The sequence below is a fragment of the Magnetococcus sp. PR-3 genome, assembly GCF_036689865.1.
Taxonomy (GTDB): Bacteria; Pseudomonadota; Magnetococcia; order Magnetococcales; family Magnetococcaceae; genus Magnetococcus.
This window is the reverse complement of sequence record NZ_JBAHUQ010000014.1, coordinates 89,382-113,606: the sequence shown is the minus strand read 5'-3', so window position 1 is coordinate 113,606 and position 24,225 is coordinate 89,382. Positions and strand designations below refer to the sequence as shown.

The window sequence follows — 24,225 nt, the reverse complement described above, 5'->3', positions numbered from 1 at the left end:
CCATTACTCAGATATGGTCGTTCGGTTACGAGGCGGTAACAGGAAGGGAGATAATCGGTGTGACTGGTATCCCTAACACACAGGGGCTATAACGGACACCAAAGGTTCAAACAAGTCGCGCTAAGACAAGACCCAGATACGCGGCCAGCACACAAAGCACCACACTACCCACCATGTTAAGCAAGGCCAGCAGCCAGCTACCACTTTGTAGCAGGTTGAGTGTCTCTTGGGAAAAGGTGGAAAAAGTGGTAAAAGCACCCAGCCCACCCACAAGAATAAGAGGTTTCAGCGGTTCAGGTACCATTAAACGTTGGGTAAAAAGGTAGAACAGCATACCCATAATAAAAGAGCCCACGACATTAACGGTCAGGGTCCCCCAAGGAAAACCCCGCCCAAGCCAAGCATAGACAGCATTAGAAAGGGCATAGCGCCCCAACGCCCCCACAGCCCCCCCTAGCGCGACCCAAAGCCAGGTTATCTGCATTACGCGCCCTCCCCTTGGGCCTGCTCGCGCAGTTTTGCCCAATAGGCCATACGTTTGGCAATATCCCGTTCAAAGCCACGCTCTACAGGTTGGTAAAAGTGCTCGCCCTGCATCGTCTCAGGTAAGTAGTCCTGGGCTACAAAGCCATCCTCATAATCATGGGCATACTTATAGCCTGCTCCATAGCCCAGCTCTTTCATGGTTTTGGTTGGTGCATTCAGAATATGTTTGGGGGGGGCCAATGCAGCAGTCTCAGCGGCACGCTTGCGCACAGCCTTAAAGGCCATATAGATACTGTTACTCTTAGGGGCCGTTGCCAAATAGACCACACACTGGGCCAGCGCAAGATCCCCTTCTGGTGGACCTAAAAAGTGGTAGGCATCCCGACAATGCATGGCCGTACTCAACGCTCTGGGGTCTGCATTGCCCACATCCTCACTGGCAAAGCGAACCAGACGTCGGGCGATATAGAGACCATCCTCACCCCCCTCCAACATTCGCGCCAGCCAGTAGAGTGCGGCATCGACATCCGAACCCCTCAGGGATTTATGCAAAGCTGAGATCAGATTATAGTGACCATCCCCAGCTTTGTCGTACAGAGCAGCACGCCGTTGTAGTGATTTTTTTAACCGCTCAAGGGTGAGTTCCGAGCCCCGAGAGACGCCACTTTTTGCCGAGAGTTCAACAAAAGTTTCCAGCAAATTCAGAGCATAACGCCCATCCCCTGCCGCCATGGTCGCCATATGTTCAAAGGCAGCAGGTTCCACCGCCAGCTTGTAGCGATCCAAGCCCCGCTCCTGATCCACCAAAGCCCGCTGCATCAGCGTGATCAAAGCGGCTTCGTGCAGGGGTTGTAATTCCACCACCCGACAGCGGGAGAGCAGTGCGCTGTTTAACTCAAAAGAGGGATTCTCTGTGGTCGCCCCGATCAGGGTAATATCCCCGCTCTCGACAAAAGGTAGAAAGGCATCCTGCTGGGCTTTGTTAAAGCGGTGGATCTCATCGACAAACAGGATGGTCCCCTCCCCCATGGCGCGGGCATCCCGAGCACGATCCACCACCAAGCGTACATCTTTAACCCCAGCCAGAACGGCAGAGAGAGATTCAAAACGCATATCCACCTGACCGGCAATCATCCGGGCGATGGTGGTTTTACCACATCCAGGCGGCCCCCATAGAACCATGGAGGGGATATGCCCGGAGCTTAGGGCATCGTGCAAAATGCGCCCTTGCCCAGCAATCTCCTCCTGCCCCACCAGTTCTTCAAGGCTTTGGGGGCGCATCCGTTCCGCCAATGGAGCTCGAACGGTTTCATCCTGCTTGCTGCCCCCTTTGGCCATGGCTCTTACACCTCTTCAGGAAGATCCGCCAGATCGACCAAATCTCCATAGAGATCATAGCCAAGCACTTCGGTAATGGAGACGGGCACAAAATGTCCAGGTTCCAACGCCTCGTTGGCCTGAATAAGCACCTGCCCATCCACCTCTGGGGCCTGCCCCCAGAAACGTCCCACAAAGCAGGCATGCTCTTCATCAAACTCTTCAACCAACACCGCCATAGTCTGCCCCAGCCAACGCTTTAAACGTTGGCTAGTAATGGGCTGTTGCATGGCCATCAACCGCTCCCGACGGGACTCAGCCTCGGTTGAAGAGACTTTATTGGGTAGATTAAACGCTGCCGTTCCCTCTTCATCCGAGTAGGTAAAGACCCCCACCCAGTCCAACTGGCTCTCTTGAATAAAGTCCAGCAGGGTTTGGAACTCTTGCTCGGTCTCCCCCGGAAAACCCACAATAAACGTGGAGCGTATAATCGCGCCGGGTACTGTGCTCCGAATATCCGCCACCATTTGACGCACGGTCTCAAGCCGTTCACTACGCTGCATACGCTTGAGCACATTGGAGTCTGCATGTTGCAGGGGGATATCAAAGTAAGGCAACAGGCGATCGTCTTGAGCGATCAAGCTTAACAGCTCTTGCTTAACCAAGGTCGGATAGAGGTAAAGCATGCGGATCCAGGGGGCATCGCAGCTGTTTAAAATTTTCTGTAGAAGTGCTGTTAAGCTACTGCGTTCCTGTAAATCACGCCCATACCAGGTGGTATCCTGAGAGATCAAAATCAGTTCATCACTCCCCGACTCCGTCAGCTGCTCAACCTCAGAGGCGATATCATCCAAGGTACGAGAGCGGAAGGGACCCCGTAGCTTAGGGATAATGCAGAAGGTACAGCTGTTGTTGCACCCTTCGGCAATTTTAACGTAAGCGGTGCTCTCCCCTGTGGTAATCAAACGGGGGACTTCATGAGTCGCAGCGGCATCTGGTTCGGCCACCTGATCAACCGGTGGAGGCTCCGCCGCTTCCATTAAGGGAATTAACGTATCGTACTTACCCGCCCCCAACAGCAGATCAATTTGAGGGTGGTCCTCCAACAGTTTGGCCCCATAGCGCTGGGAGAGACACCCGGTCACAATCAATTTTTTATTGGGATAGAGTTTTTTCAGGTGGGCCATTTCATCAATGCTTTCACGGGACTCCCGCTCGGCATCGGCAATAAAGCCACAGGTGTTCACCACCAGCATATCCGCCTGCATGGGATCCGCCACCAGCAGGTACCCTTCACTCACAAAGCGACCCAACATCTGTTCCGAATCTACCGTGTTTTTGGAACAGCCCAGAGAGATCACACCCACAGTTCCCTTGGCATTGGCCAGCTCTTCAGCCGTATAGGTCTCCACAGGCACTTCACTGGGCTCATCAAAGTTAAGATCCAGATCTCCCAGATCAAACTCGTCACTCACCGCTGGAACAATGGGATTATCACCACTCATGGTGTCAGCTCTCTAAAAAGGGTTGGGGCCTGTTGGGAAACCACCCAACAGGCCCTTTCAATCATAGGTGCAGAAGGTAGGCTGCAACGATTAGTCTCGGAAGTTCATGTACTGCAAAGGTTGGTCAAAACTCTGTTCTTTGACCAGGGCAATGGTCTGTTGCAGGTCATCGCGCTTTTTACCGGAAACCCGCACTTGCTCCCCTTGAATGGACGCCTGAACCTTTAATTTGGCCCCTTTGATCGCCTTAACAATCTTTTTGGCCAGATCGGTCTCAATACCCTGCTTAACCGTAACGTCCTGACGAACCATTGCACCAGAAGCAGGCTCTACCGTGCCGTAATCCAAAAAATTTGGGTCAACTTTGCGGCGGACCATCTTGCCTTTAAGCACTTCAACGACCTGTTCCAGTTTATACTCATCATCGGCCAAGATCTTGATCACCGACTCTTCGCGGGAGAGTGTACTCTTAGAACCTTTAAAGTCGTAGCGGGTGGTAATCTCTTTCACCGCTTGGTTGACCGCGTTATCCACTTCCTGCAGGTCGACTTCAGAAACAATATCAAAAGAGGGCATGAAAACCTCGTCACAGTTGCATCGGTTATTGGGTCAGGCGGCGCATCATAACATATGGCAGAACATTTGTGAAAAACGTCACATTACCCATCAATCAGATCGGCACCTTTGGGAATTTGAAACTCAAAACGATCGGCATCCACCCGGTGGTTCATACGCATGCCTACAAACTGAAAAAAAGAGCGGTTGCCCAGGGTGTCTTCCACTTCAAAATATTGGATTTGTGAGGCTGTTTTATCCAGCGTAATGGCAATCTCTTTAAAATGAGCCGCCTGGGTACGTGGTGTCATAAAAATGGTATCCAACCCCAACTTACTATTATGCGCTACCTTGGTGAAAAAACGCTCTGCAATACGGGTTTTAGAGACCAAAAAAGCGGCAGGGGCGCGGTCCAGACGGTCTGCATTAATACGGGTTACCTGCTGTAGCTCAGGTTCATGCAGCCAGACCGTCTCACCATCACATACAATATGTTGAACTTCAGGGCTCTCATAATCCCAGCGGAACTTGCCTGGGCGTAAAGCGACAAAGCGTCCTTTACTCTCCTCAATCTCTACACTGTCACTACTACGTACCCGCTGGATAAACACGGCTTCTATGGTCGAGATACCATCAATAAACAGCTGCAGACGTGCCACCGCAGCCGCTGCCTTCTTAACATCTTCACTTACCTCATCTGCAGCCCAAACCATGGGAGCCCAGAGTAGAACCCCAAACACCAATAAGGTCTTTAAAACATGTTTCCCCATCACAAGCCACTCCCCTGGATCCCACATGAAAGGCATAAAAGCCTGATTTTCCCACGCTCAACGGTCTTGGGCAACCCTCCACATAAAGCCATATTCTCCGCCAAGTGGCACGCCCTTTGCCTTTTAAGCTAGGTATTAGAAGAAATTAGGAGAGGATTGCGGCATTTTTCCTGATTTACAGGCCGATACATTGGCACCTGTCAATCTTTTTGCATGGTATATCCGGGGGATGGGGGATATGGAGATGCTACCCGCACGGCTCAGTAAGCCCGAGGCTCGCACTGAAGCAATCAGCATGATCTATAAAGATCAGGTCTTGGAACTGCCCATGGGGGACCTTTATCAAGGACTCCTTAAGCATACAGATCTGGCTAAAGGTCTACATACCTTGCTGGCATGGCTCAATAGCTGGATGCCGGTACAGATGGTTGCCTACTGGAACCCCCGCCTAGGTCCTTTTTTAATGGCCTGTCAGGAGTCCCCCCCATTAAGCACCGCCTTGACCCAAACGGTTGAGCAGGTCATGCATGGGCCCGACCCCCGTATGCGTCATTGGCGTCACCAAGAGCTAAACTACCATCTTTGGGGCGGTACCCCTCTACCCACCATGGGGCGTTTACTTCTGGTCGAAGCCCATGGAGACATCACCATTGAAGATACCAACCGCCTACTCAAGACCATTGGTGAAGCCTTGGATCGAACCTATATCAATCCATAAAAAAAGTGCCGTTGTGTAGGTATGACTTTTACCATATACACCCAACAGGCTAATCCACACTTCCTGCATAAAACCTCTGTTATATCATAGAGTTTTCTTGACATGTCCGTGATCCATGTTAAGAATCACACCTCATTCTGATCCATTTTTAAGCACTTAAGCGGTCACCACCATGCCCCTAACGGCTCAAGCTACAGATTTAACTTTTCGCTGCCGAAACCGAACGGTTACGTTTGATCGGGATTTTCGCCTAGGCATTGAGGTTATTGATCGTCAACATGAACGCATTTTTCGTGCTGCTCTGGCCTTTCAGCGTACCTTAAGCGTCACCAGCGAGTGGTTTCTTATTGCCTCCTTAATTCTTGAAACCCAATCAGCGCTGGATGAACATTTAGGCTATGAAGAGGCCCAAATGCAGCGCGCGGGACATAGAGATCTGGTTAGTCACAAACAGAATCATCGTGAATTTCGCCAAGAGATTGATCAGCTAACCAGAGACCTGGAGCGGGTTAAAGAGCTGCCTGAGCAACGCAAGAAAAAAGCTGAAGCCATGGGTGGCACACTGGCAAAATGGCTCTGTCAGCACATTCTAGAAACGGACAAAAACGACCTAACCTTCAAACCTGTTGCAGAGGTCCAGGAACGTTCACCGCGCTACCATTTTAAAGCCCGCATTATTCTACAACTTACCAACGGCCAAGCCTTAACCGGACGTTGCGAGAACATTAGTGCCAGTGGTGTTAAACTGCTTATCACCAACCCTCCCACTTGGTTAAAGGATGGGGAGCTGGGTCGCATCAGTTGCATGGCCTCCTCAGAACTTAAAGAGGTCCCCTGTCGTATTGTACGGTGCGATGAACAAGGGGTTGCACTCTCCTTTCTCTCCTCTCAACACCACTCCTTGCATGAGGTTATTAAAAAAGGCGGGCCACTGACCGCGTCTCAAGAATAACCTCTAAGGGGTGTCTTCTGCTTCCATCCAGTCCCCCAAGGTATCCCTGGCAGCTTGCAAATCAGCCTCGTTAAGCCGCCCAGCTCTTCGGTTCTCTCGCATTGCCGCTAAAAATCGGGATTGGTCTCCTTTAGAGGCCTGCATATGTTTCAATACCCCATAAACCACACGTCCACGCTTGCTCATGCTTACCCCCCCAGCCGAGGTACTCCATGGACTGTTTTTAAACTCCTGGGGTCGGCCCTCTTCATGTAGAGGAAACTGAGCATCAACCATGGGACGTGTTTTGCCGTCACGACCATAGGTCGCCACGGATGGGTGGGGCTTATGAGATAAGGCGGGTTCGGATTGACCACGTAGCCAGCGCAGCATACGCATGGCGGTACGGCTGAGTGAAATGCGCACAGCATCCCCCAACCATGGGGAGTCTTTACGGTAGCTCCGCCCTTTGATCGGATGGGCACGCGCAGCCTGTTCGGTACGTCCCTGACCAATGGGCGCATAGGTTACATCACCACCTGTACCAACGGTTCTGGTACGAAGGGACTCCATCACACCCTACACTTCAGACAGGCAAAACCGGACCCACACCCTCCCTGATGTCGCCCGACACACCTCTTCTGATTGTCATTTCCCTTAGGTCCCCTCCCAAGTATGGAAGGTGGCGTCCATGGGGTGCCCGTTAGGCCGACACCCCATGAAGCACAAGAGCATCATGCTCTTCCCTTGCCGTGGGTTTAAAAGCCGGGATGGATCGACTGCTCCCAATCGATCCATCCGCGCAAGGCTTTGATGGTGTGACACACCCATCGCGGCTTCCAACTCACAGTTTTGGCCTTCTTTCGGTATCAACTTACCGTGGGCCTTGACCTACCTAAATGCATTTACGATGCCAAAATATATTTTACAAAGTTTTAAAGAACTTACCAACACACTTACACCAACACACCCGGACAAAGCAAACTCTTTTAGGAAGCAATTACCCCACCATCAGGTAATCTTTGCCCCATTGATAGTCCATCTTTCGAAGAATCGGCTCAATTTTCGATCGCGCCCCATGGTTGGCCACATAACTGAGCACCATCGGTTTTGGTTGCAACCCTTCCAACCACGTTGGCGCTTGCACCGGTACACCCTTTAACATTTGGCCTATTTTTTTGGGGTCAATATCAATCCAAGCTGTGACAGAGTGCCCATATTCAAGCAGATGGGCCACACGCTTACGGGTCGGCCGCCCAGCCCCCCAAATAACCAGAGGGCGCCCTTGATGAAGACGCGGATCCTTGGCCAGATACCGAGCACGAATACGATCAAATGCTTCACGGCTATAACGCGGGTGGGTACGGGTTAACCGCCCTGCACTATCCCGCCATTTCAATAAGGTTTGCGGTAGCTTCTCCATTTTATAACCATGGGCGTTCAACCGTAACCACAACTCATAATCTTCGGGAAAATCCCCTTCTAAAACACCGCCCAGGGCAACAACAGTCTCTTTAACAAACATCACACTAGGGTTTGCTAGGGGCGCCTCCCAATAGATCTCATGCGCAATATGCGCCGAACTCAGACATCGGTTTTGCCAATCGATATACCGCTGAAACCCTGGGGTAATATCCTCTTCAGGAAAGAGCGATACACAGCTCGCCACCAGTGTGAGATCAGGATGCTGTTGGAGATGTGCATACTGTCGCTCCAGCCGCTCGGGCAACATGACATCATCGGCATCCATGCGGGCAACATAGGTTGCCTTGGCTTCTGCCATCCCTCGATTCATAGCAGCACTAACACCCTGATTATACGGCATTACACATAGGTGAAAGCGCTGATCGCGCTGACACCAAGCATGTGCGATGGCTCTGCTCTGATCCTCACTGCCATCATCAACCATCACCACCTCAAAGTGAGACAGGGTTTGCTTGGCAATGGAGTTTAGGGCCTCTTCCAGTGTGGATGAAGCATTATAGAAAGGCAGCACAACAGAAACGTAAGGTAGCGACATGGGAGAGGCTTGATCCTGACAGAGTAGTCCCGCACAATGGGGGAATAAGGTTTTATAATGACCGTGTACCAGCCCAGTCTGCCTGTACTGTGATACACCGCGCAAGAGAGGATGCTCTATGACCCGCCCTGCCCCATATATTGAACATGGCTTTGGCATTACCTGTATTGATGCAAATTTTCACCGCCCACGCTTAGCCGCCTGTTACCTAATGGTTGAGGGCAGTCGTGCTGCTTTTATTGAAACCGGTACCCGCTATTCAGTACCCGCCATGATCCAAGCCCTGGAACGTAACAATATTCTGCCTACAGAGGTAGAGTATGTCATCGTGACCCATGTACACCTGGACCATGCAGGAGGCGCAGGGCAGCTGATGCAGCAACTGCCCAATGCCAAGCTGATTGTACACCCCCGTGGTGCACGCCATATGATCGATCCAACGAAGTTGGTTGCAGGGGCCAAAGCGGTTTATGGCGATGCATCCTTTGCCCGCACCTATGGCGCTATTGAACCGATCCCTGCAGAGCGGGTCATTGAAGCTGGGGATAACGACACCGTTGATCTGAATGGTCGCCAACTACGCTTTGTCGAGACCCAAGGCCATGCCAAGCATCACTTTTGTGTCTGGGATGAAAAAAGTCGGGGTGTCTTTACAGGAGACTCCTTTGGTATCTCCTATCGGGAGACCGACTTTGTTGGTAAACACTACCTCTTCCCTACCACCACACCGGTGCAGTTCGACCCGGTTGAACTACATAAGACCATAGACCGGTTATCCGATCTTAAGCCAGAACGCATTTTTCTAACCCACTACAGCATGATCCCTTTTGAAGAACGCTTACGCACCGACCTACACCGTCAACTGGATCGTGTGGTTGAGTTCACTCAGGACGCACCAGAAGAGAAGGAAGCCCGTGCGAACTATCTACGCGCCCAATGCCACCAAATGTACACCGACGAGCTGGTACGTATTGGCCACAGCGATGCACAGGCTGCGGTATTGATTAACGACTGGATGTTAATGGATATGGAGATCAACGCCCAGGGGCTGGAAGTCTGGCTGGATTATCAGGCCAAGCAGAAAGAAAAAGAGGCGGGGTAAGCGTTCCAAGCCTTTGCTCATAAGAAAAAAGCCCAGAGCATGACTGCTCTGGGCTTTTTTTGCGCTTTACGATCGCATTACATGGCCAGATAGACCGCAACACCAATGGCCGCCAACCATAGGTTGGTAATGTTACTCACCACAATATTCAAGATCGCAGCTGTACCCCGGTTACGCCTTAGCAAGGCCATGGTGGACTTAAATTCAGGCCAACTGGTCAAGGTGGATAACACCACAAAACCAATAACCCCTTTAGGTACATTGGATGCGTCCGAGGCAAAGTTCACCACAGGATCCAAAAAGTACCCCCCCGCCAGCAGAATAAGAAATGCAGGGAAAAACCAAGCTTTGGAAATGACAATCTCATCAACCTCTTCCTCACCCTCCTCAGGACGGGTAAAAAAGAAGTAGGCGCTAATCACCAAGACGGCAATCAACCAATAAAGGTAGTGTTCTTTGGGGATAATATAAAACCCCCCTGCCAATGCTGCCGTACATGCAATAGCCAACCATGTATAGAGTGGCTTAACGGTAAAGATGAGAGCAAAACGCCCTACCGTCAACCCAGCCAACAGCAGCAGTATGGGGTTCATGTAGTTGGAGCCAAGAGGCGTTGAAGAGGCAAACAGCACATCCCCAACCGCTAAGCCGACAATCACAACCAAAGCTTCGGGGCCGTTGGTGAGAAAACCGGTTAAAGTCCCAATACCTTTAACATCCTTCAGGGTCTCAATCATCACCTCAATGGCGGTCCCCACCAAAAACATGGTTAAGACCACACCACCTGCACCGATAAAGGCTGTGGCAACATCTCCCCCATAGATCAAGGCAGCCCCACAAAAGAAGAGCGCCGTCACGGCCCACGAGATCATATCCACCGGACTGATGGAGTCGATTATAAACTGTTTCATCAAGCTTTCCCTGTCACATAAACAAAACTGGCCAGAGTAAAAAGAAGGGCATAAAAACACCTACTCTTCATCTAACCAAGTATAAACAGCTTTTTAGCGAAGCAACCGCCCACCATCCACATGCATAACCTCCCCAGTCACAAACGGGGTGGCCAGCAGATAGTTTAAGGCGGTAATCACAGCAGTAGGACCTGCTTCCGCAGCGAGAGGCGTATTAGAAAGCAGCATTTGATAACCCCGATCATTCTCTCCCTGTGGAAAAACCGCCCCTGGTGCAATGGTATTCACACGAATATCTGGCGCCAACTCACGCGCCAGTGAACGGCCGGCCATATGAAGGGCTGCCTTACTGCTGCTATACGCACAATGCCCCACCAGAGGTCGCTCCCCCCAAATATCACCAATTTGAATAATCTGTCCGCCGCCCCCAGGGGAGCTGCGCATCCAAGGTGCCGCTTTAAGAGAGAGCCACAAAGGAGCCATGGCGTTTACCTTAAACAGATTCTCAAAATTGGCCCAATTGAGGTTATCTTCAGAGGTCGGGGTAAAGCGGGCTGCATTGTGAATAACAACATCCAACTGCCCAAAGTGGCGCACAACCGATGCAATCAGGGCATCCATCGCATCTGGATCTTGTAAATCACACTGAAAAGGGTGAACCTGTTCACCGGTCTCACACAAAGGTTTGACTTGCGCCTCAGCCTGCTCCATGGAGGAAAAACAGACCAACGCAACCCGGTAATTTTGCTGTACCAATGCCTGAACAATAGCCTGCCCCAGTTTACTGGTCCCACCTGTTACCAGGGCCACACGCTGCTCTCCCCCTGCCGATGGTGCTTGCGGAGAAAGAACAATGGGCGCATGAAGAGCAGGAACAGGCTCTTCCTCAGGGCCAGCATAGCCCCCTTCCAAAGCGGCCTCACGATATGCCGCCCGTCGGGCTTCCCGCTCAGAGGGCAAAAGATCCTGCTGCACCGTTTTTTCAGTCACCGAACCTGGAAAAAAATGGGCTTTTAGGGGGGTCCAAAAAGGTTCAGGTTCCGGGTGCCCCTGTTTAACCTCGACCCAGCGATAGATCGGCCATAAAAACAGAAGCACGATAATAAAGGGTGAGGCTAAAAACAGTGCCAAAGCCCCTTTAACACCGCTGGCCAGCCGGGCACCCGCATGCTTCTCTTCCGGTGGGGTCCACTCATACTCTTCAGACACGCTAACTCCTCACCCTCTCGGGTGTAGCTGATCATGCAGCTTTTTCAAACGAGCATTGGCCACATGGGTATAGATTTCCGTCGTTGAAATATCGGCATGACCCAACATCATTTGTACCGCTCGCAAATCGGCACCATGGTTAAGCAGGTGGGTCGCAAAGGCGTGCCGGATGCCGTGGGGAGAAAGTGGCTTCATAATGCCAGATTCTCGCGCATATCGCTTAACGATATGCCAGAAATTATGCCGTGTCATGGCCGCACCACGGTTACTTAAAAAAAGGTCATTGCTCCGCCCCCCTTTTAGCAGCACCCCCCGGGCCAGATGCCGATAGCGGATCACCATTTCGGTCGCTGCTTCCCCCATGGGTACAATACGCTCTTTATCCCCTTTACCCACCACCCTGACAAAACCATTTTCTTCATCCAGGCCATCCATAGTCAGGGTAACCAGTTCTGAGACCCGCAGCCCCGTAGCATACATCAACTCCAGCATGGCGGTATCGCGCATACCCAGTTCTGTCGATGTATCCGGTGCATAAAGAAGCGTCTCCGTCTCCTCTTCTGTCAGGGTATTGGGCAATTTACGCTGCGGCTTAGGGCGGGAAACACCGCCGGTGGGATCTTCCGTACGGATGCCTTTGTCCACCAAATGACGGAACAGACGGCGCATGGCCGACATTTTACGGGCCACCGTAGCTGGGGTACGGCTTTTTTGCGCCAGCTCTCCAATATACTCAAGTATATGCTGGCGCTGCACCTGAGGCAGGGTTAAATCCCGCCCGGCACAAAAGCTTCTCAGGCCATCCAGGTCCCGCCGGTACGCCGCCAACGTATTGGCCGATAAGCCATGCTCAATAAGTAGCTCATCCAAAAAGCGCTCCATCAACCGATGGTCAGACATCCTTGTCTCCAGAAAAACTGTGTCGATGCTGTTTAGACAGCGCATCCCGCTCAATTAAAGGTACCGCCACTTTACGGTCCACTGTTTGTGCTTTCAATGGTGTCATGGCATAGACCAGTTTTTCTGCCTCACAAAAGATAACGCCACCCAAGGGGGCAAACCAACGTTGGCCAGCTTTCTCCCAACGCCCAGCTCCTTTAAGAAAACGGGGGTTTGAAAAAGGGGGCATAAAAAGCGCAAAAGAGGTTTGTCGGGTGATAAAAAAAGCCTCTTCCAACTGCTCACTGAGCTGCCGCGGTGAAAAAGGGCGCCCCAAACCAAAAGGAGAACCATCCCGACGCGCCCACCACCCCCCACGATTAGGCACCATGCAGAGTAAACGTCCGCCAGGCTTTAGAACGCGCCAGACTTCCCGCAACACACTGTTAATGTCGCCCAACCCCTCCAGCACATGAAGCATCACCACCCGATCTACCGAAGCATCGGCAACGGGCAGTGCGTCGGGCCTTAAAATCAACTGACCATAACATCCATCACAACTGGCCCGGCGTACCACACCCATTTCGGCAGGTGTACCCACCAGCAAACGCGCACTGGCTGAGGTTAACTCTGGCAAATAGGGCTGAGGGTAGCCCAGTGCGACCGTTGTCTCAACCGGACGATCCTTAAGCCAGCTTTTTAGGGTGCCACCCAGGATATCACTGACACAATAGCCCTGGTTGGTGCCATACCAACGCTGAAGAGAGAGCGCTTCCAGGTTCATAATCGTTGCCTTTTTTCGACCCAACAGCCCTTACTGAACGTGTATCATTGCCTCTTGGGCTGCAGCTTCATAAAATTGTAATAAGGAAAGCACCTACTGCCAACCCAACCCTGACACAGGAGTGTACATTTTATGACCGCAAACCTGGACATCACCCCCCTCCGAGCTTGGGAGGATAACTATATCTGGTGTTTTCCTACAGACACCAACCAAGTGGCTGTGGTTGACCCAGGGCAAGCCGAACCGGTAGAAATGTACCTTCAACAGCATCAACTGACCCTTTCTCATATTCTGATCACCCACCACCATGGGGACCATATTGAAGGGGTTGAACGCTTAAGACGCAAGCATCGTGCCCGGGTTTTAGGAGCGAAAGCGGATCAAGCCCGCCTACCTGCACTGGATGAAGCCTTGGAGGGCGGCCAGCAGGTTACCGTGGGCCCACATACGGCTCAAATTTTTGCCACACCTGGCCATACATCTGGACATATCTGCTACCTTATTGGTGACGCTCTTTTTGCGGGGGATACGCTGTTTAGCTATGGGTGTGGCCGTCTGTTCGAAGGATCCCCCGAACAGATGTGGCAAAGCCTGCAACAACTCCGAGCCTTACCAGACCACACTCGTCTCTGTTGCGCCCATGAGTATACACTGACCAATTTACGGTTTGGCCAAAGCTTACCTGGCCACAAGACCACTCTACAGCCACTCGTAGAGGATGCCTTACAAAAACAAAAGGTGGGAACCCCTACCCTGCCCAACCGTTTAGCCATTGAGAAACAGCACAATCCGTTTCTGCGCTGTGATGATGCTGACTTCCGTACCATGATCGGCCAGCAAAACGCCACGGCAGAAGCCTGTTTTGCCCACATACGTCAACTTCGCAACCAATTTTAATGCCGGGAGACCTCTCATGCAGATGAAAGCCCCTCATGAAGCCAACGCCCAGGTTCTTGCTGGCCCTTGTAACTTTACCACCCCACCAGAAACATTGGGACATGCGGTAAGTGTCTATACCTCACTCAGCCAAGATCCTGAGGTTTTTCCCCTTGAAAAACGCAAAAAATTTATTCTGGTTGCCACAGGCATGGCACTGTTTGTTGGGGTTTTGGTGGACTTGGTGGTCAACCCATTTCCAGACAGCCTGCTCCTTACCCTAGGCTGGCCCATACTGGCTGCGCTACTCTCTGCCTGGACAGTTGCGGTTAACACCAACCATAAACACTACTGCACCTTTGCCGCTACCCGTGGTGCCATGCATACGGAACAACAGGGACTTTTTCCCGCCATCTCCAGTAACTCCTTTCACTTTGAAACCGCAAAATTTTTGGTTAAACATCACCATACCCATGCTGTGGCAAGCCACTATCTATTCCACGCGGTGGAGGATGAAGAGTTTCATTTTCGCTGGGTGGATGATCAACACCATGTTCTCCACCAGATTGATGGCCTGAATGATCATCGCAACAGTTTTTCTGAACCCCTGCAAAATTACTATTTTGGTTCCGCTGTCGAGCTTAACTGGACCCGCTATCTACTGCGACAGCATGGGGCAGATATTCGCAACGGTACAGCCATTCGCTTTCCCCTTAATGAGCGTGGAAACGACTATATTGAGCTAAGTGGGGAGCGCTTTCGTTACGCCATTAAAGATGAAGAAGGCGAACATGGCTATGAAGAGGTGGCCGAAAGCTTCCGAGGGGAGCGCGATTTTGATATTGGCATCTATGATCTCGAGAACAAAGGTGAGCTACAAGGCCATCAATGGATCAAATTTCCCTACCCAGCCATCCCGAATGAACTGCTGTTCATGAAGTTATGGGAGCTTCGTACCGGTACAAAAGTTGAGGTTCACCATCTCTTACCTGAGGCTGAGACCTTTACGAAGGACCCTGTTACAGATCTCATTTTGTCCGCTCTGTTTCTGGAACGACTTGAACAATCCATCTCCCGACACGCACGGCGTGACACCACCCTGGCGGTACTGATTGTTGAGGTAGCCAATATCGCCTTTATCAAACATGCGCTGGGACGTGAAGCTGGGGTTGAGGTCCTTAAAACACTGGCTAAGCGTATGAAATCGGCTGTACGCCGAGGGGATACCGTAGGCCGACTGTGGCGGGATGAGTTTGGCATTACCCTAACGGATTTAAAAGCGGAAGCCCTGGAGCAGGTGATCGAGGGCATACGTGAAGAGCTCATTAAGCCCATTCCCACCCCTCGGGGTGATGCTTATGCCGAATTACACTTAGGATGGGCGATCTATCCTGAAAATGGGAATAACAACCGCAATCTTTTGCGTCATGCCCGTTACCAAGCCTACCAAAACCGTATTGATGCGGTACTGGAACACCCAGAGCTCTAGGACGTTATGAGCGTTTTCCCCACACAATCCAGTGACGGTCCGATGTCTGTTCAAACGTCAAGTGGCCCAGTTGTGCAGCGCATAACTGGGCCTGGATTTCCTCTCGGGAGAACGCCGCCAGCAACGAGTGATAAAAATCCTGCTGCAACACCTCAGGCTCATCAGCGGTATAGCGATGCATCATCTCTTTGGCCACTTTTGCTGAAGATGGTCTAAGCAGATCCATCACAAATATGGCTGCACCGGGTGCGGCGAAAGTTGTAATGCTCTGCCAAAAATCGGTTGCGTTCGGCATGTGGTGAAGAAGGCTGTTACTGATCACAGCGCCATACTCAGCCTCAGTCAGTGCCTCACCGTTGGGCAAGAGAGCTTCCTTCAACACCACACGGGTACCAGCCTCACCCCAACGGGCACACAGACGCACGCCCTCGTTGAGCATAGCAGGTGAACCATCAACACCAAAGACTGTGCACCCAGGGTAGGCTTTGGCAAAGCGGCAGGAGATATCTCCCGGCCCACAGCCCAAATCCAACACCACACCTTTGCCAGAAAATTGGGGATGTTTTTGTTGAAAACTGGTAACAAAAGCGTTATGTGGCTCAGAAAAATCGGCCTCTGCATATGCCGTAGCCTGATCAGCATCCAACATAAGTTCCGGTTCGAGAATACGCTGCAAAAGCTGCTTCCTAAATACGGTGACTGAGAAAATCAATATGTGCTAACAGATCCCGCTGGGTCAGGGGCTTGCTCAAATGACCATCACATCCGTTACGTAGACTGGTCAAACGCCCTTCCTTACCCCCATGGGCAGAGATGGCCAAAATTTTAACCGGGCTACGCTGCTGTTCACGTTCCCAACTGCGAATACGGTGGACCGCGGTGTACCCATCCATAACCGGCATTTGAGCATCCATAATAATCAGATCAAACGGCAACGCCTTGCCTAGCGGATCATCCGTCCCTTCTTGAAAACGTTTCAGCGCCTGTTCACCATCTGTGACAACCTCCAAGTGGCAATGGGCATCCTTAAGAAAACTCTGAATTACATAACAGCTGTCTGGATCATCTTCCGCCAATAAAATACGTAAGGAGGCCCCCTCCTTACCTTCTTGATGATGCGTCCCTTGAGATAAGCTCTCACAAGCCCCATCCAACGGCTTTTTCCCTGGCACAGCCAGTAAACCCGCTAGAGTTTTGAGTATGGCTCTACGTTTAAGTGGGGGGGGAACATAATCAATACCGGCCTGACATAAAGCAAAACGCTCTTTAGGGCTGGGGTCCAAACCGAGGATAACAAAACTCAACTGGTGAAATGTCTGACGCTGTTTAAGCTCTGTGGCATAACTGACCACATCCATACCAGGAAATGGCTCTTCCGCATCCAGCAGCAGCATGTCGCACAAACCATCCTGGCCATCAGCATCCACTTCATGGATGACATCCATCAGCTGAGCCAACTCATCATGATCACTGACTGCGGTACAGTGTACGCCTTCAGGAATCAACATCTCCTGGATCATCTGACGCAACGTCTCACCATGGCTATAGACCACCACACGCCGCTCTTTAAGGATGGCATTATCAAAATCTAAAACAGACTGGTTCCCTTGTTCCAAGACCGGCTTTAATGGAATATCAAACGCAAAGGTTGACCCCACGCCCGGATCACTATGCACAAGCTCCAGCTGCCCTCCCATCAGGTTGACAAGGCGACGACAGATGGTCAGCCCCAAACCGGTCCCCCCAAAGCGGCGGGTTTCAGAATCATCGACCTGGGAGAAGGCATCAAAAATCGCCTCACGTTGTGCGGGGGGAATACCAATACCGTTATCGGAGACACTAAAGCGGTAATCCAAACGGTCACTGCCTGCACGGTTACCAGGGCGAACATTGATAACAACCTCACCCTGTTCACTAAACTTAATGGCATTACCAACCAGATTAATCAGCACCTGCCGTAAGCGTACAGGGTCTCCTTTGACCCGCACCGGCACAGAGGCTGCAACATGGGTCAGCAGTTTCAAACCCTTTTTAGTTGCCCGATAACTGACCATATCCATCACCGACTCCAACAAATGGTCAATTTCAAAGACCACCTGTTTTTCATCAGTTTGCCCACCTTCGCTTTGGCTGATGACCAGAATATCGTCAATCAGGTCCAACAAGGCATCGCCAGAGCGGCGAATAATACTCACATGCTCCCGTTGCGTCCGGTCCAACTGAGAGCTGGACATAAGCTCAGCCACACCAAGAATAGCCGTCATAGGGGTACGGATTTCATGGCTCATGGTAGAGAGAAAACGGCTTTTGGCTTTGCTGGCCATTTCGGCAGCCCGCTTGGCCGCCTCCAGTGCGCGCTCAGCCTCGCGTCGTTCTGAGATATCACGGATGCTGGTACGAAAGCCCAACTTCTCGCCGCTATCGGTCAACATCGGCTGTAAGCTCAAAGAGACCCAACGCAGATCCCCCTCCCGATGCTTGACCCTTAAGGAAACATCATGCGCAACCGCCCCAGCTCTACCCTCTTTCATTAATTGTGAGAGCGCCAAACGATCATCGGCATGAAAGAGATCTTGGGGATAGCTCTGCATCTGCATGCAACGGGTAATGGTGTAGCCTGTCACCCGCTGTACAGCAGGATTGATCCACTTGACGTGGCCTTCAGCATCAAACCAAGACTCCCAGTCATGGGTAAAGTTGGCAATATTGCGATAGGTGGTCACATCCTGGCTCAGCTGCTGACACACTTCACGCTGATCGGAAACATCAATCATGGTTAAACCAATGCCGGGTTGACCATTAAGCTGTTCCAAGCGGGTTCCGAGCATCCGCACCATCCGGCCACGCCGCCCAAAGCCGCGTACCAAGTTTAAGGTCTGTTCACCACGCCCATCCTGGTCGACATCAATCAGGAAGGCATCCAACCTCTCTCGCTCCCCCAAATCCACCCACTGGGTAATAGAGGTACCCAGTAAGACGGGATCATTCACCCGCAACCAGTAAGCAAAGATTTCATTGGCGTGCACAATCTGCCGAGCTTTATCAATGAGACAGAGCCCCTGCATGCCAGACCCCAGCATGGTCTGATAGCAGTGACCAAAATCCTGTGTAGAGGATGCCGTTTCCAAATCGGAATCTCTCTGCTTTTGGGCCTGCTCTGGTTTTTCATCAAACTTGGCCAAAAAACACCTCATCAGCCGTAAATGATAAGATTCACGGGCGTAACGCCTCATTTCTCCTGGGAGATACCGAACCAATTTAGCACACGGTTCGCGCAACAAAAGGCCAAAGGGGGATCCATTTAAAAATTTTATCCACACAAAGATTCACACACCCCACAAAAAGGCGTATAGTTTAAAGTAAATAGTAGGTGTTGCAGTCCAATAACAACGACAGAGTTTATTAAAACTCTTGTGGGCTAATCGTTCACCATCGTGAACCCTTTCAATGCCGAGGAGGCCACAAATGCCACATGCGATTATCAAGGAGCAGTTTTTCAAGGGAGGTGGCAAGAAAAAGGCCGCCAAAAAAAACCCGCCTCCGCTTATTGCCATATCTGGTGAATATGGTGCTGGCGCTGAAGATGTGGCCAAACGCCTAGCCAAAACCCTTGAAGTTCAGTGTTTTGACCCCCCTTTGATGCAACGCATTGTGGAGGAGGCTGAAAACAGTCAAGCCCTACATGACCGGTTGGATGAACTGATGCCCGGTAAAGTAAAGGGTTGGCTGAACCCCTTCATGAAAAAAAGACGTAAAAAGGGCGCCATCTCATACCTACATCTGGTAAAAGCCATTATGGGTATCAGCGCCAAAGGCGGGGTTATTATAGGCATGGGTGCCCACCTGATCCTTTCAGACCGACAGGTATTCCGTCTTAAGATTGAAGCTGGACCTGAGTACTGTTCTGGCCTTATCTCTAAAGAGACAGGCATCAACAGCAAGGCCGCAGAAAAAATGTGTGCCCGTGTGGACCGAGAGCGGATTAAGTTTGTTAAAGAGATCTACGACCGCTTTCCGACAGATGCCAGCTATTATGACCTGGTACTTAGTGCAGAAACCTTCTCACCGGAGCAGATGAGCAATCTGGCTCTAGAAGCCATGTGTCATGCTGGGCATAAAATTCCCAGCAAGCTCTGCGACGACAACAAGTAACGAGGGAGGAGGACAGCATGAATGACGCACGGACACAAACCCTTCTACAATCCATCATGGGTGCTAAAATTTATCATGACACCCATAATGATGAAGCTGCCCCTGCCGTTCCCCTGGTTACGGTCTCCCGCGGTTTGGGGGCCAATGGTCATAAGATCGCAGCCCGTTTGGCGGAATCTTTACAGGTCCCTCTCTACGACAAAGAGCTGATTACGGAAGTAACCAAACAGGCTAAGTCCGACCCCTACCTGACCAAACGACTGGATGAACGTACCTCAGGCGTTATGGCAGAGTGGGTTACCTCAATGTTTACAGGTAAGTCCACCAGCAAAGATACCTTTAACTACTATATGGTTAAGGTGATCATGAGCATCGCCCCCCAAGGCGGGGTTATTGTTGGTCGTGGTGCCCATTTACTCTTAAGCCAAAAACACAAAGTGTTCCGTTTACGGGTCGAAGGCTCCCTACACCACTGTGCCGAGCGGGTGGCCAAGCGTGAGAACATTAAGCAAAAAAAGGCTGAAAAACTGGTGGTGCAAACAGATCGTGAGCGCCAAGAGTTTGTAGAGAACCTTTATCAAAACCACAGTGGCCGCCACAACTACTACGATATGGTGGTTAATACCGATCTATTCAAGGCCCAAGCCACTGTTGAGTTAGTTGAAAAAGGTATGCGTGAAATGGGCTTTATCATGCCCAAATAGAGCATGATATGCCTTTGATCTACCCCAAAAAAGGGGGGGCTCTTTGCCCCCCCTTTTTTGGCTAGGGCAACATCTTTTTATAATTTGGTTTTTTCCTTTCCAAGCACCCCATGCTACGGGATAATCTACCGTTTATTCGAAGCCCCCCATCCAAGATGAAATGCCGTGACCAATCTAATAGCAGCGCAAAAACTTCTAGAAAAGCTACAAGGCCGTAAAAGCCCTCTCCCCCTACCGGGTCTGACCTCGGGGAGCTCCAGTTGGCTGGCGACCTCTTTAGCGATTGCCCAACCTGCACCTGTGGTACTGGTGACAGGTAAGGTTCAACGGGCTGAAGCCATCGCTCGAGAGCTGCTTTTTTTTGGTGAGAAACAGGGTCTGCACATCCTACCCTTTCCCGCCTGGGAAACACTCCCCTTTGAGCCCCTCTCTCCCTACGGCCCATTGGTTGGGGATCGTCTCGCGACCCTCTCTCGCTTACTGGGGCTGGCAGGCACGGGACCTATTAGTACAGAGAGCGATACAGGAGATAGCCGAACGGTGGTGATCACCACCCCTGCAGCCATGATGCAGCGGCTGATGCCTAAATCGGTTCTGGCCCGCTATGGTTTTGCGTTCTCTATTGGTGATCAGCTTAACCTACCGGAATTTAGGGAACTACTGACCCGTTCTGGTTACAACCCGGTCTCTCAGGTTTCTGAACCAGGCGAGTTTGCCGCACGCGGGGGGTTGATTGACTTTTTTCCTCCCGGACGTGAAGAGCCGGTCCGTGTTGAGCTGTTTGGGGATGAGGTAGATAACATCCGCCTGTTTGATCCCACCAATCAGCGATCCTTGGACCCCATTCCGTCTGTAGAGGTACTGCCTGTACGGGAAGTCATTCTTAATGCAGATACCATTAGCTGCTTCCGTACGGGTTACCGTGAGATCTTTGGTGGCTATGCGGCGGAGGATCTCATTTATAAAGAGATCACCCACGGCCACACCCACCAAGGCATGGAGCAGTATCTTCCTCTCTTTTATCCTGAGCTAAATACCCTGTTTGATTATCTGCCTGACCAGAGCCTATTCCTGATGGAGGCGGATGTTCAGGAACAGATTGAAGAGCGCGCCAGAGAGATTGAAGATCAACATCAAATCGCCTTTCGGGCGGGACAAGGGGGCGAAAATGGCTACGATGGCAGCTCCATGCGCTGCATTGCCCGTCAAACCCTCTATCTGGATCAACGAGAGCTTAATAGCTGCTTAAAACCGCACCCACAGCTCATTCAAGACACTCAAGCTAAGCGCCCGACAGATCCTGGCTTGCATCCGATCCCCCCCATTCAACAAGGCCTAGAAGGGGTTGATAACAGCCAACAGGATGAGAAAAAAGCTACCGCAACGGTCATGGACCGCCTAAGCAAACAGATTGTGTCATGGCAGCAGGAGAACCGCCGGATTGGCTTTGTCTCCCGGACCATTGGCCAGCGCGAACGTATGCGTGAACTGTTGGCGGACCATAAAATTAGCGCCATAGATGGTGGCGGTTGGCCAGAACTGATCAAAGAGGGCTCAACACAACCCCTGCTGTTGCTAGGGGATGTAACGGATGGCTTTGAGCACCCTGACCATAATGTGGTGCTGATCAGTGAGGACAATGTTTTTGGGGTACGCATTCGCCGCCGCCAGATGAGCCGCCGCTACCTGGACCAGCTCATAGCAAGCTTTGCAGACCTTAGTGAAGGGGATGCGGTGGTCCACGCCGACCATGGTGTCGGTCGTTTTGGTGGTTTGACCTCCCTAGAGGTTGGCCAGCTAAAAAATGATTTTCTACTGATCATCTACCATGGTGGCGATAAGCTCTATGTGCCGGTAGAGAACCTAGATCGTGTGGGCAAGCACTCTTCAGGTGAAGAGGTTCAACTGGACAAACTGGGCGGTAAACGCTGGGCTAAAACCCGCGCCAAGGCCCGCAAAAAAATTCTGGATATGGCCGAAGAACTGGTGGCCATTCAAGCCCAAAGAGAGGCCACCAAGGGGGTCGTTTACTCTGGCCCAGACGCTTTGTATCAGGAGTTCGCCAGCGCTTTTCCCTTTGAAGAGACGGTGGACCAAGCCAAAGCGATTGAGGCTGTTTTGGATGATATGGCCTCAACCAAAGCCATGGATCGTCTGGTTTGTGGTGATGTTGGTTTTGGTAAAACAGAGGTCGCCTTAAGGGCTACCTTCCGGGCCGCGATGGATGGCAAACAGGTCGCTATTTTAGTGCCCACAACCATTTTGGCTCAGCAACACTACGAGAACTTTGCCAAACGACTGGCCAGCTACCCACTCCGGGTCGATATTCTCTCCCGTTTTAGAACCCCAAAAGAGCAAAAAGCCACCATTGAAGCGATCAATAAAGGACAGGTGGATGTCATTGTTGGTACCCACCGCCTTTTACAAACAGATCTTAAGTTCAAGGATCTCGGACTTCTGGTGGTTGATGAGGAGCAGCGCTTTGGCGTGACCCACAAGGAACGCATTAAAAACCTGCGTGCCACACTGGATATCCTAACCCTGACCGCAACCCCCATCCCCCGTACCTTGAACATGGCCATGGCGGGTGTCAGGGATATCAGCATTATCGCCTCCCCCCCGGCAGACCGGCTGGCCATTCGTACCATCATTACCCACTATGATAAACAGCAGGTGCGTGAAGCCATTTTGCGGGAGCTCTACCGGGGTGGTCAGATCTTCTATGTTCACAACCAGGTTCAAGATATTGAGCGCAAAGCTCAGGAGATTGCCGAGCTGGTACCAGAGGGCCGGGTTGGTGTCGCCCACGGTCAGATGCGGGAAAACCAGTTGGAAAAAGTGATGATGGATTTTTACCGTCAAACTTTCAACATTCTGGTCTGCACTACCATCGTAGAAAATGGGGTCGATATACCCACAGCCAATACCATTATTATTGATCGGGCTGATAAATTTGGTCTCGCCCAGTTGCACCAGCTCCGTGGCCGGGTCGGACGCAGCAAGCACAGAGCTTATGCTTACATGCTGGTACCCCACCGACGCCGCTTGACCAAAGATGCTGAAAAACGCCTGGATGCCCTGGAGAGCCTGGGCGAACTAGGTGCTGGCTTTATGTTGGCCACTCATGATTTAGAAATTCGTGGTGCAGGCAACATACTGGGGGATGAACAGTCCGGGCAGATCAAAGAGGTGGGCTTTGAGCTTTACAACCAAATGCTGCGTGAAGCGGTGGATACTCTTAAAGCGGCACGGGCTGCTGGCCTGGAAGCCCCTGTTCCTGGGCGTAAAGCCGCACCCGTTGCCGAAGAGGGGCCGGCCCCTGTAGTACCCAACATCAACCTGCACCTCTCAACCTATATCCCTGAAGATTATGTGGGGGATGTTCATCAACGTCTGACGCTTTACAAACGCATTGCAGAGCTGCACAGCCATGAAGAGCTGGAAGAGATGCGTATTGAACTGGCCGATCGCTTTGGCCCAATGCCCTCAACGGTCGATCACCTACTGTCGGTTATGGAGATCAAACGTCTCTGTGTCAAACTTCGCATCACCAAGCTGGATGCAGGCCCCAAAGGTGGTACCTTCCAGTTTGATGAAGTCTTTACCGTTGAGATCCCACGTCTGATTGCCATGGTTCAAAGAGAGGTAGGTAATGCCCGTTTGGACCAGACCAGCCGCACCCTTGTGTTAAAAAACCGCCAGTGGCACGACGATAAGGCGCGCTTGTCTGAGGTACGCATGGCCTTAACGACACTCATCTAACCCTTTACGGGCCAACGCTTAAGCAGCTTTACCAAGCAGAGCCCCCTGCTTGGCC

General features: G+C 51.5%; 21 protein-coding genes. 8 read left to right on the top strand and 13 right to left on the bottom strand.

Annotated features, from left to right (window positions below):
• Positions 1-106 precede the first annotated feature (106 nt).
• The 5 genes from crcB to lolA form a co-directional block, all read right to left on the bottom strand.
• A complete protein-coding gene (crcB, locus tag V5T57_RS09980; RefSeq protein WP_332891060.1) occupies positions 107-484 on the bottom strand; it encodes a fluoride efflux transporter CrcB in 378 nt (125 codons plus the stop codon).
• On the bottom strand, positions 484-1,824 hold the full coding sequence (locus V5T57_RS09975) for a replication-associated recombination protein A (protein WP_332891059.1): 1,341 nt from the start codon (positions 1,822-1,824) through the stop codon (positions 484-486). The genes crcB and V5T57_RS09975 overlap by 1 nt, the downstream gene beginning before the upstream one ends.
• 5 nt (positions 1,825-1,829) lie before the next feature.
• Entirely contained in the window at positions 1,830-3,308 is a 1,479-nt protein-coding gene (gene rimO / locus V5T57_RS09970) for a 30S ribosomal protein S12 methylthiotransferase RimO (RefSeq protein ID WP_332891058.1), read from the bottom strand.
• 90 nt (positions 3,309-3,398) lie between these two features.
• The gene (locus V5T57_RS09965) at positions 3,399-3,884 is read right to left on the bottom strand and encodes a YajQ family cyclic di-GMP-binding protein (protein WP_332891057.1); all 486 of its coding nucleotides are present in this window, start codon (positions 3,882-3,884) and stop codon (positions 3,399-3,401) included.
• 83 nt (positions 3,885-3,967) lie between these two features.
• Positions 3,968-4,633, bottom strand: coding sequence for an outer membrane lipoprotein periplasmic chaperone LolA (gene lolA, locus V5T57_RS09960; protein WP_332891056.1), 666 nt, complete (start codon positions 4,631-4,633; stop codon positions 3,968-3,970).
• 238 nt (positions 4,634-4,871) lie between these two features.
• Here lolA and V5T57_RS09955 point away from each other — a divergent pair, with 238 nt between their 5' ends.
• Both V5T57_RS09955 and V5T57_RS09950 read left to right on the top strand, forming a co-directional pair.
• Positions 4,872-5,351 carry a hypothetical protein gene (locus V5T57_RS09955; protein ID WP_332891055.1) on the top strand — a complete coding sequence of 160 codons (480 nt, stop codon included), beginning with the start codon at positions 4,872-4,874 and terminating at the stop codon, positions 5,349-5,351.
• Between the two features lie 172 nt (positions 5,352-5,523).
• Positions 5,524-6,303, top strand: a complete 780-nt coding sequence (locus V5T57_RS09950; protein ID WP_332891054.1) for a hemerythrin domain-containing protein — start codon at positions 5,524-5,526, stop codon at positions 6,301-6,303.
• Positions 6,304-6,306: 3 nt separating this feature from the next.
• Here V5T57_RS09950 and V5T57_RS09945 read toward each other — a convergent pair whose 3' ends face one another.
• A complete protein-coding gene (locus V5T57_RS09945; RefSeq protein ID WP_332891053.1) occupies positions 6,307-6,858 on the bottom strand; it encodes a hypothetical protein in 552 nt (183 codons plus the stop codon).
• Between the two features lie 424 nt (positions 6,859-7,282).
• Positions 7,283-8,461, bottom strand: coding sequence for a glycosyltransferase family 2 protein (locus V5T57_RS09940; protein ID WP_503660751.1), 1,179 nt, complete (start codon positions 8,459-8,461; stop codon positions 7,283-7,285).
• Between V5T57_RS09940 and V5T57_RS09935 the strand changes: the two genes are divergently transcribed.
• Positions 8,421-9,404: an MBL fold metallo-hydrolase gene (locus V5T57_RS09935; protein WP_332891051.1), complete on the top strand. Its 984-nt coding sequence runs from the start codon at positions 8,421-8,423 to the stop codon at positions 9,402-9,404. The two genes, V5T57_RS09940 and V5T57_RS09935, sit on opposite strands and share 41 nt — an antisense overlap.
• A 77-nt stretch (positions 9,405-9,481) precedes the next feature.
• Here the strand turns inward: V5T57_RS09935 and V5T57_RS09930 are convergent, their stop codons facing one another.
• The 4 genes from V5T57_RS09930 to V5T57_RS09915 form a co-directional block, all read right to left on the bottom strand.
• Positions 9,482-10,315 carry a calcium:cation antiporter family protein gene (locus tag V5T57_RS09930; RefSeq protein WP_332891050.1) on the bottom strand — a complete coding sequence of 278 codons (834 nt, stop codon included), beginning with the start codon at positions 10,313-10,315 and terminating at the stop codon, positions 9,482-9,484.
• 93 nt (positions 10,316-10,408) lie between these two features.
• On the bottom strand, positions 10,409-11,524 hold the full coding sequence (locus V5T57_RS09925; RefSeq protein WP_332891049.1) for an SDR family NAD(P)-dependent oxidoreductase: 1,116 nt from the start codon (positions 11,522-11,524) through the stop codon (positions 10,409-10,411).
• Positions 11,525-11,533: 9 nt separating this feature from the next.
• On the bottom strand, positions 11,534-12,424 hold the full coding sequence (xerD, locus tag V5T57_RS09920; protein ID WP_332891048.1) for a site-specific tyrosine recombinase XerD: 891 nt from the start codon (positions 12,422-12,424) through the stop codon (positions 11,534-11,536).
• On the bottom strand, positions 12,417-13,187 hold the full coding sequence (locus V5T57_RS09915) for a methyltransferase domain-containing protein (RefSeq protein ID WP_332891046.1): 771 nt from the start codon (positions 13,185-13,187) through the stop codon (positions 12,417-12,419). Before V5T57_RS09915 ends, xerD begins: the two co-directional genes overlap by 8 nt.
• Positions 13,188-13,319: 132 nt before the next feature.
• On the opposite strand from V5T57_RS09915, the gene gloB reads away from it, so the two are divergent.
• Positions 13,320-14,084, top strand: a complete 765-nt coding sequence (gene gloB / locus V5T57_RS09910; protein WP_332891045.1) for a hydroxyacylglutathione hydrolase — start codon at positions 13,320-13,322, stop codon at positions 14,082-14,084.
• A gap of 16 nt (positions 14,085-14,100) precedes the next feature.
• Positions 14,101-15,552, top strand: a complete 1,452-nt coding sequence (locus V5T57_RS09905; protein ID WP_332891044.1) for a diguanylate cyclase domain-containing protein — start codon at positions 14,101-14,103, stop codon at positions 15,550-15,552.
• Positions 15,553-15,556: 4 nt separating this feature from the next.
• Here the strand turns inward: V5T57_RS09905 and V5T57_RS09900 are convergent, their stop codons facing one another.
• Together V5T57_RS09900 and V5T57_RS09895 are read right to left on the bottom strand one after the other, a co-directional pair.
• Positions 15,557-16,201: a class I SAM-dependent methyltransferase gene (locus V5T57_RS09900; protein ID WP_442918196.1), complete on the bottom strand. Its 645-nt coding sequence runs from the start codon at positions 16,199-16,201 to the stop codon at positions 15,557-15,559.
• A 37-nt stretch (positions 16,202-16,238) separates the two neighbouring features.
• Positions 16,239-18,734, bottom strand: a complete 2,496-nt coding sequence (locus tag V5T57_RS09895; RefSeq protein ID WP_332891042.1) for an ATP-binding protein — start codon at positions 18,732-18,734, stop codon at positions 16,239-16,241.
• A gap of 283 nt (positions 18,735-19,017) precedes the next feature.
• Between V5T57_RS09895 and V5T57_RS09890 the strand changes: the two genes are divergently transcribed.
• The 3 genes from V5T57_RS09890 to mfd all read left to right on the top strand — a co-directional run bounded on the left by V5T57_RS09890 (position 19,018) and on the right by mfd (position 24,170).
• Entirely contained in the window at positions 19,018-19,704 is a 687-nt protein-coding gene (locus tag V5T57_RS09890) for a cytidylate kinase-like family protein (RefSeq protein ID WP_332891041.1), read from the top strand.
• Positions 19,705-19,721: 17 nt separating this feature from the next.
• Positions 19,722-20,408 (top strand): cytidylate kinase-like family protein, encoded by a 687-nt coding sequence (locus V5T57_RS09885; RefSeq protein WP_332891040.1) that lies wholly within the window; start codon positions 19,722-19,724, stop codon positions 20,406-20,408.
• A 165-nt stretch (positions 20,409-20,573) separates the two neighbouring features.
• On the top strand, positions 20,574-24,170 hold the full coding sequence (gene mfd / locus V5T57_RS09880; RefSeq protein WP_332891039.1) for a transcription-repair coupling factor: 3,597 nt from the start codon (positions 20,574-20,576) through the stop codon (positions 24,168-24,170).
• Positions 24,171-24,225 lie beyond the last annotated feature (55 nt).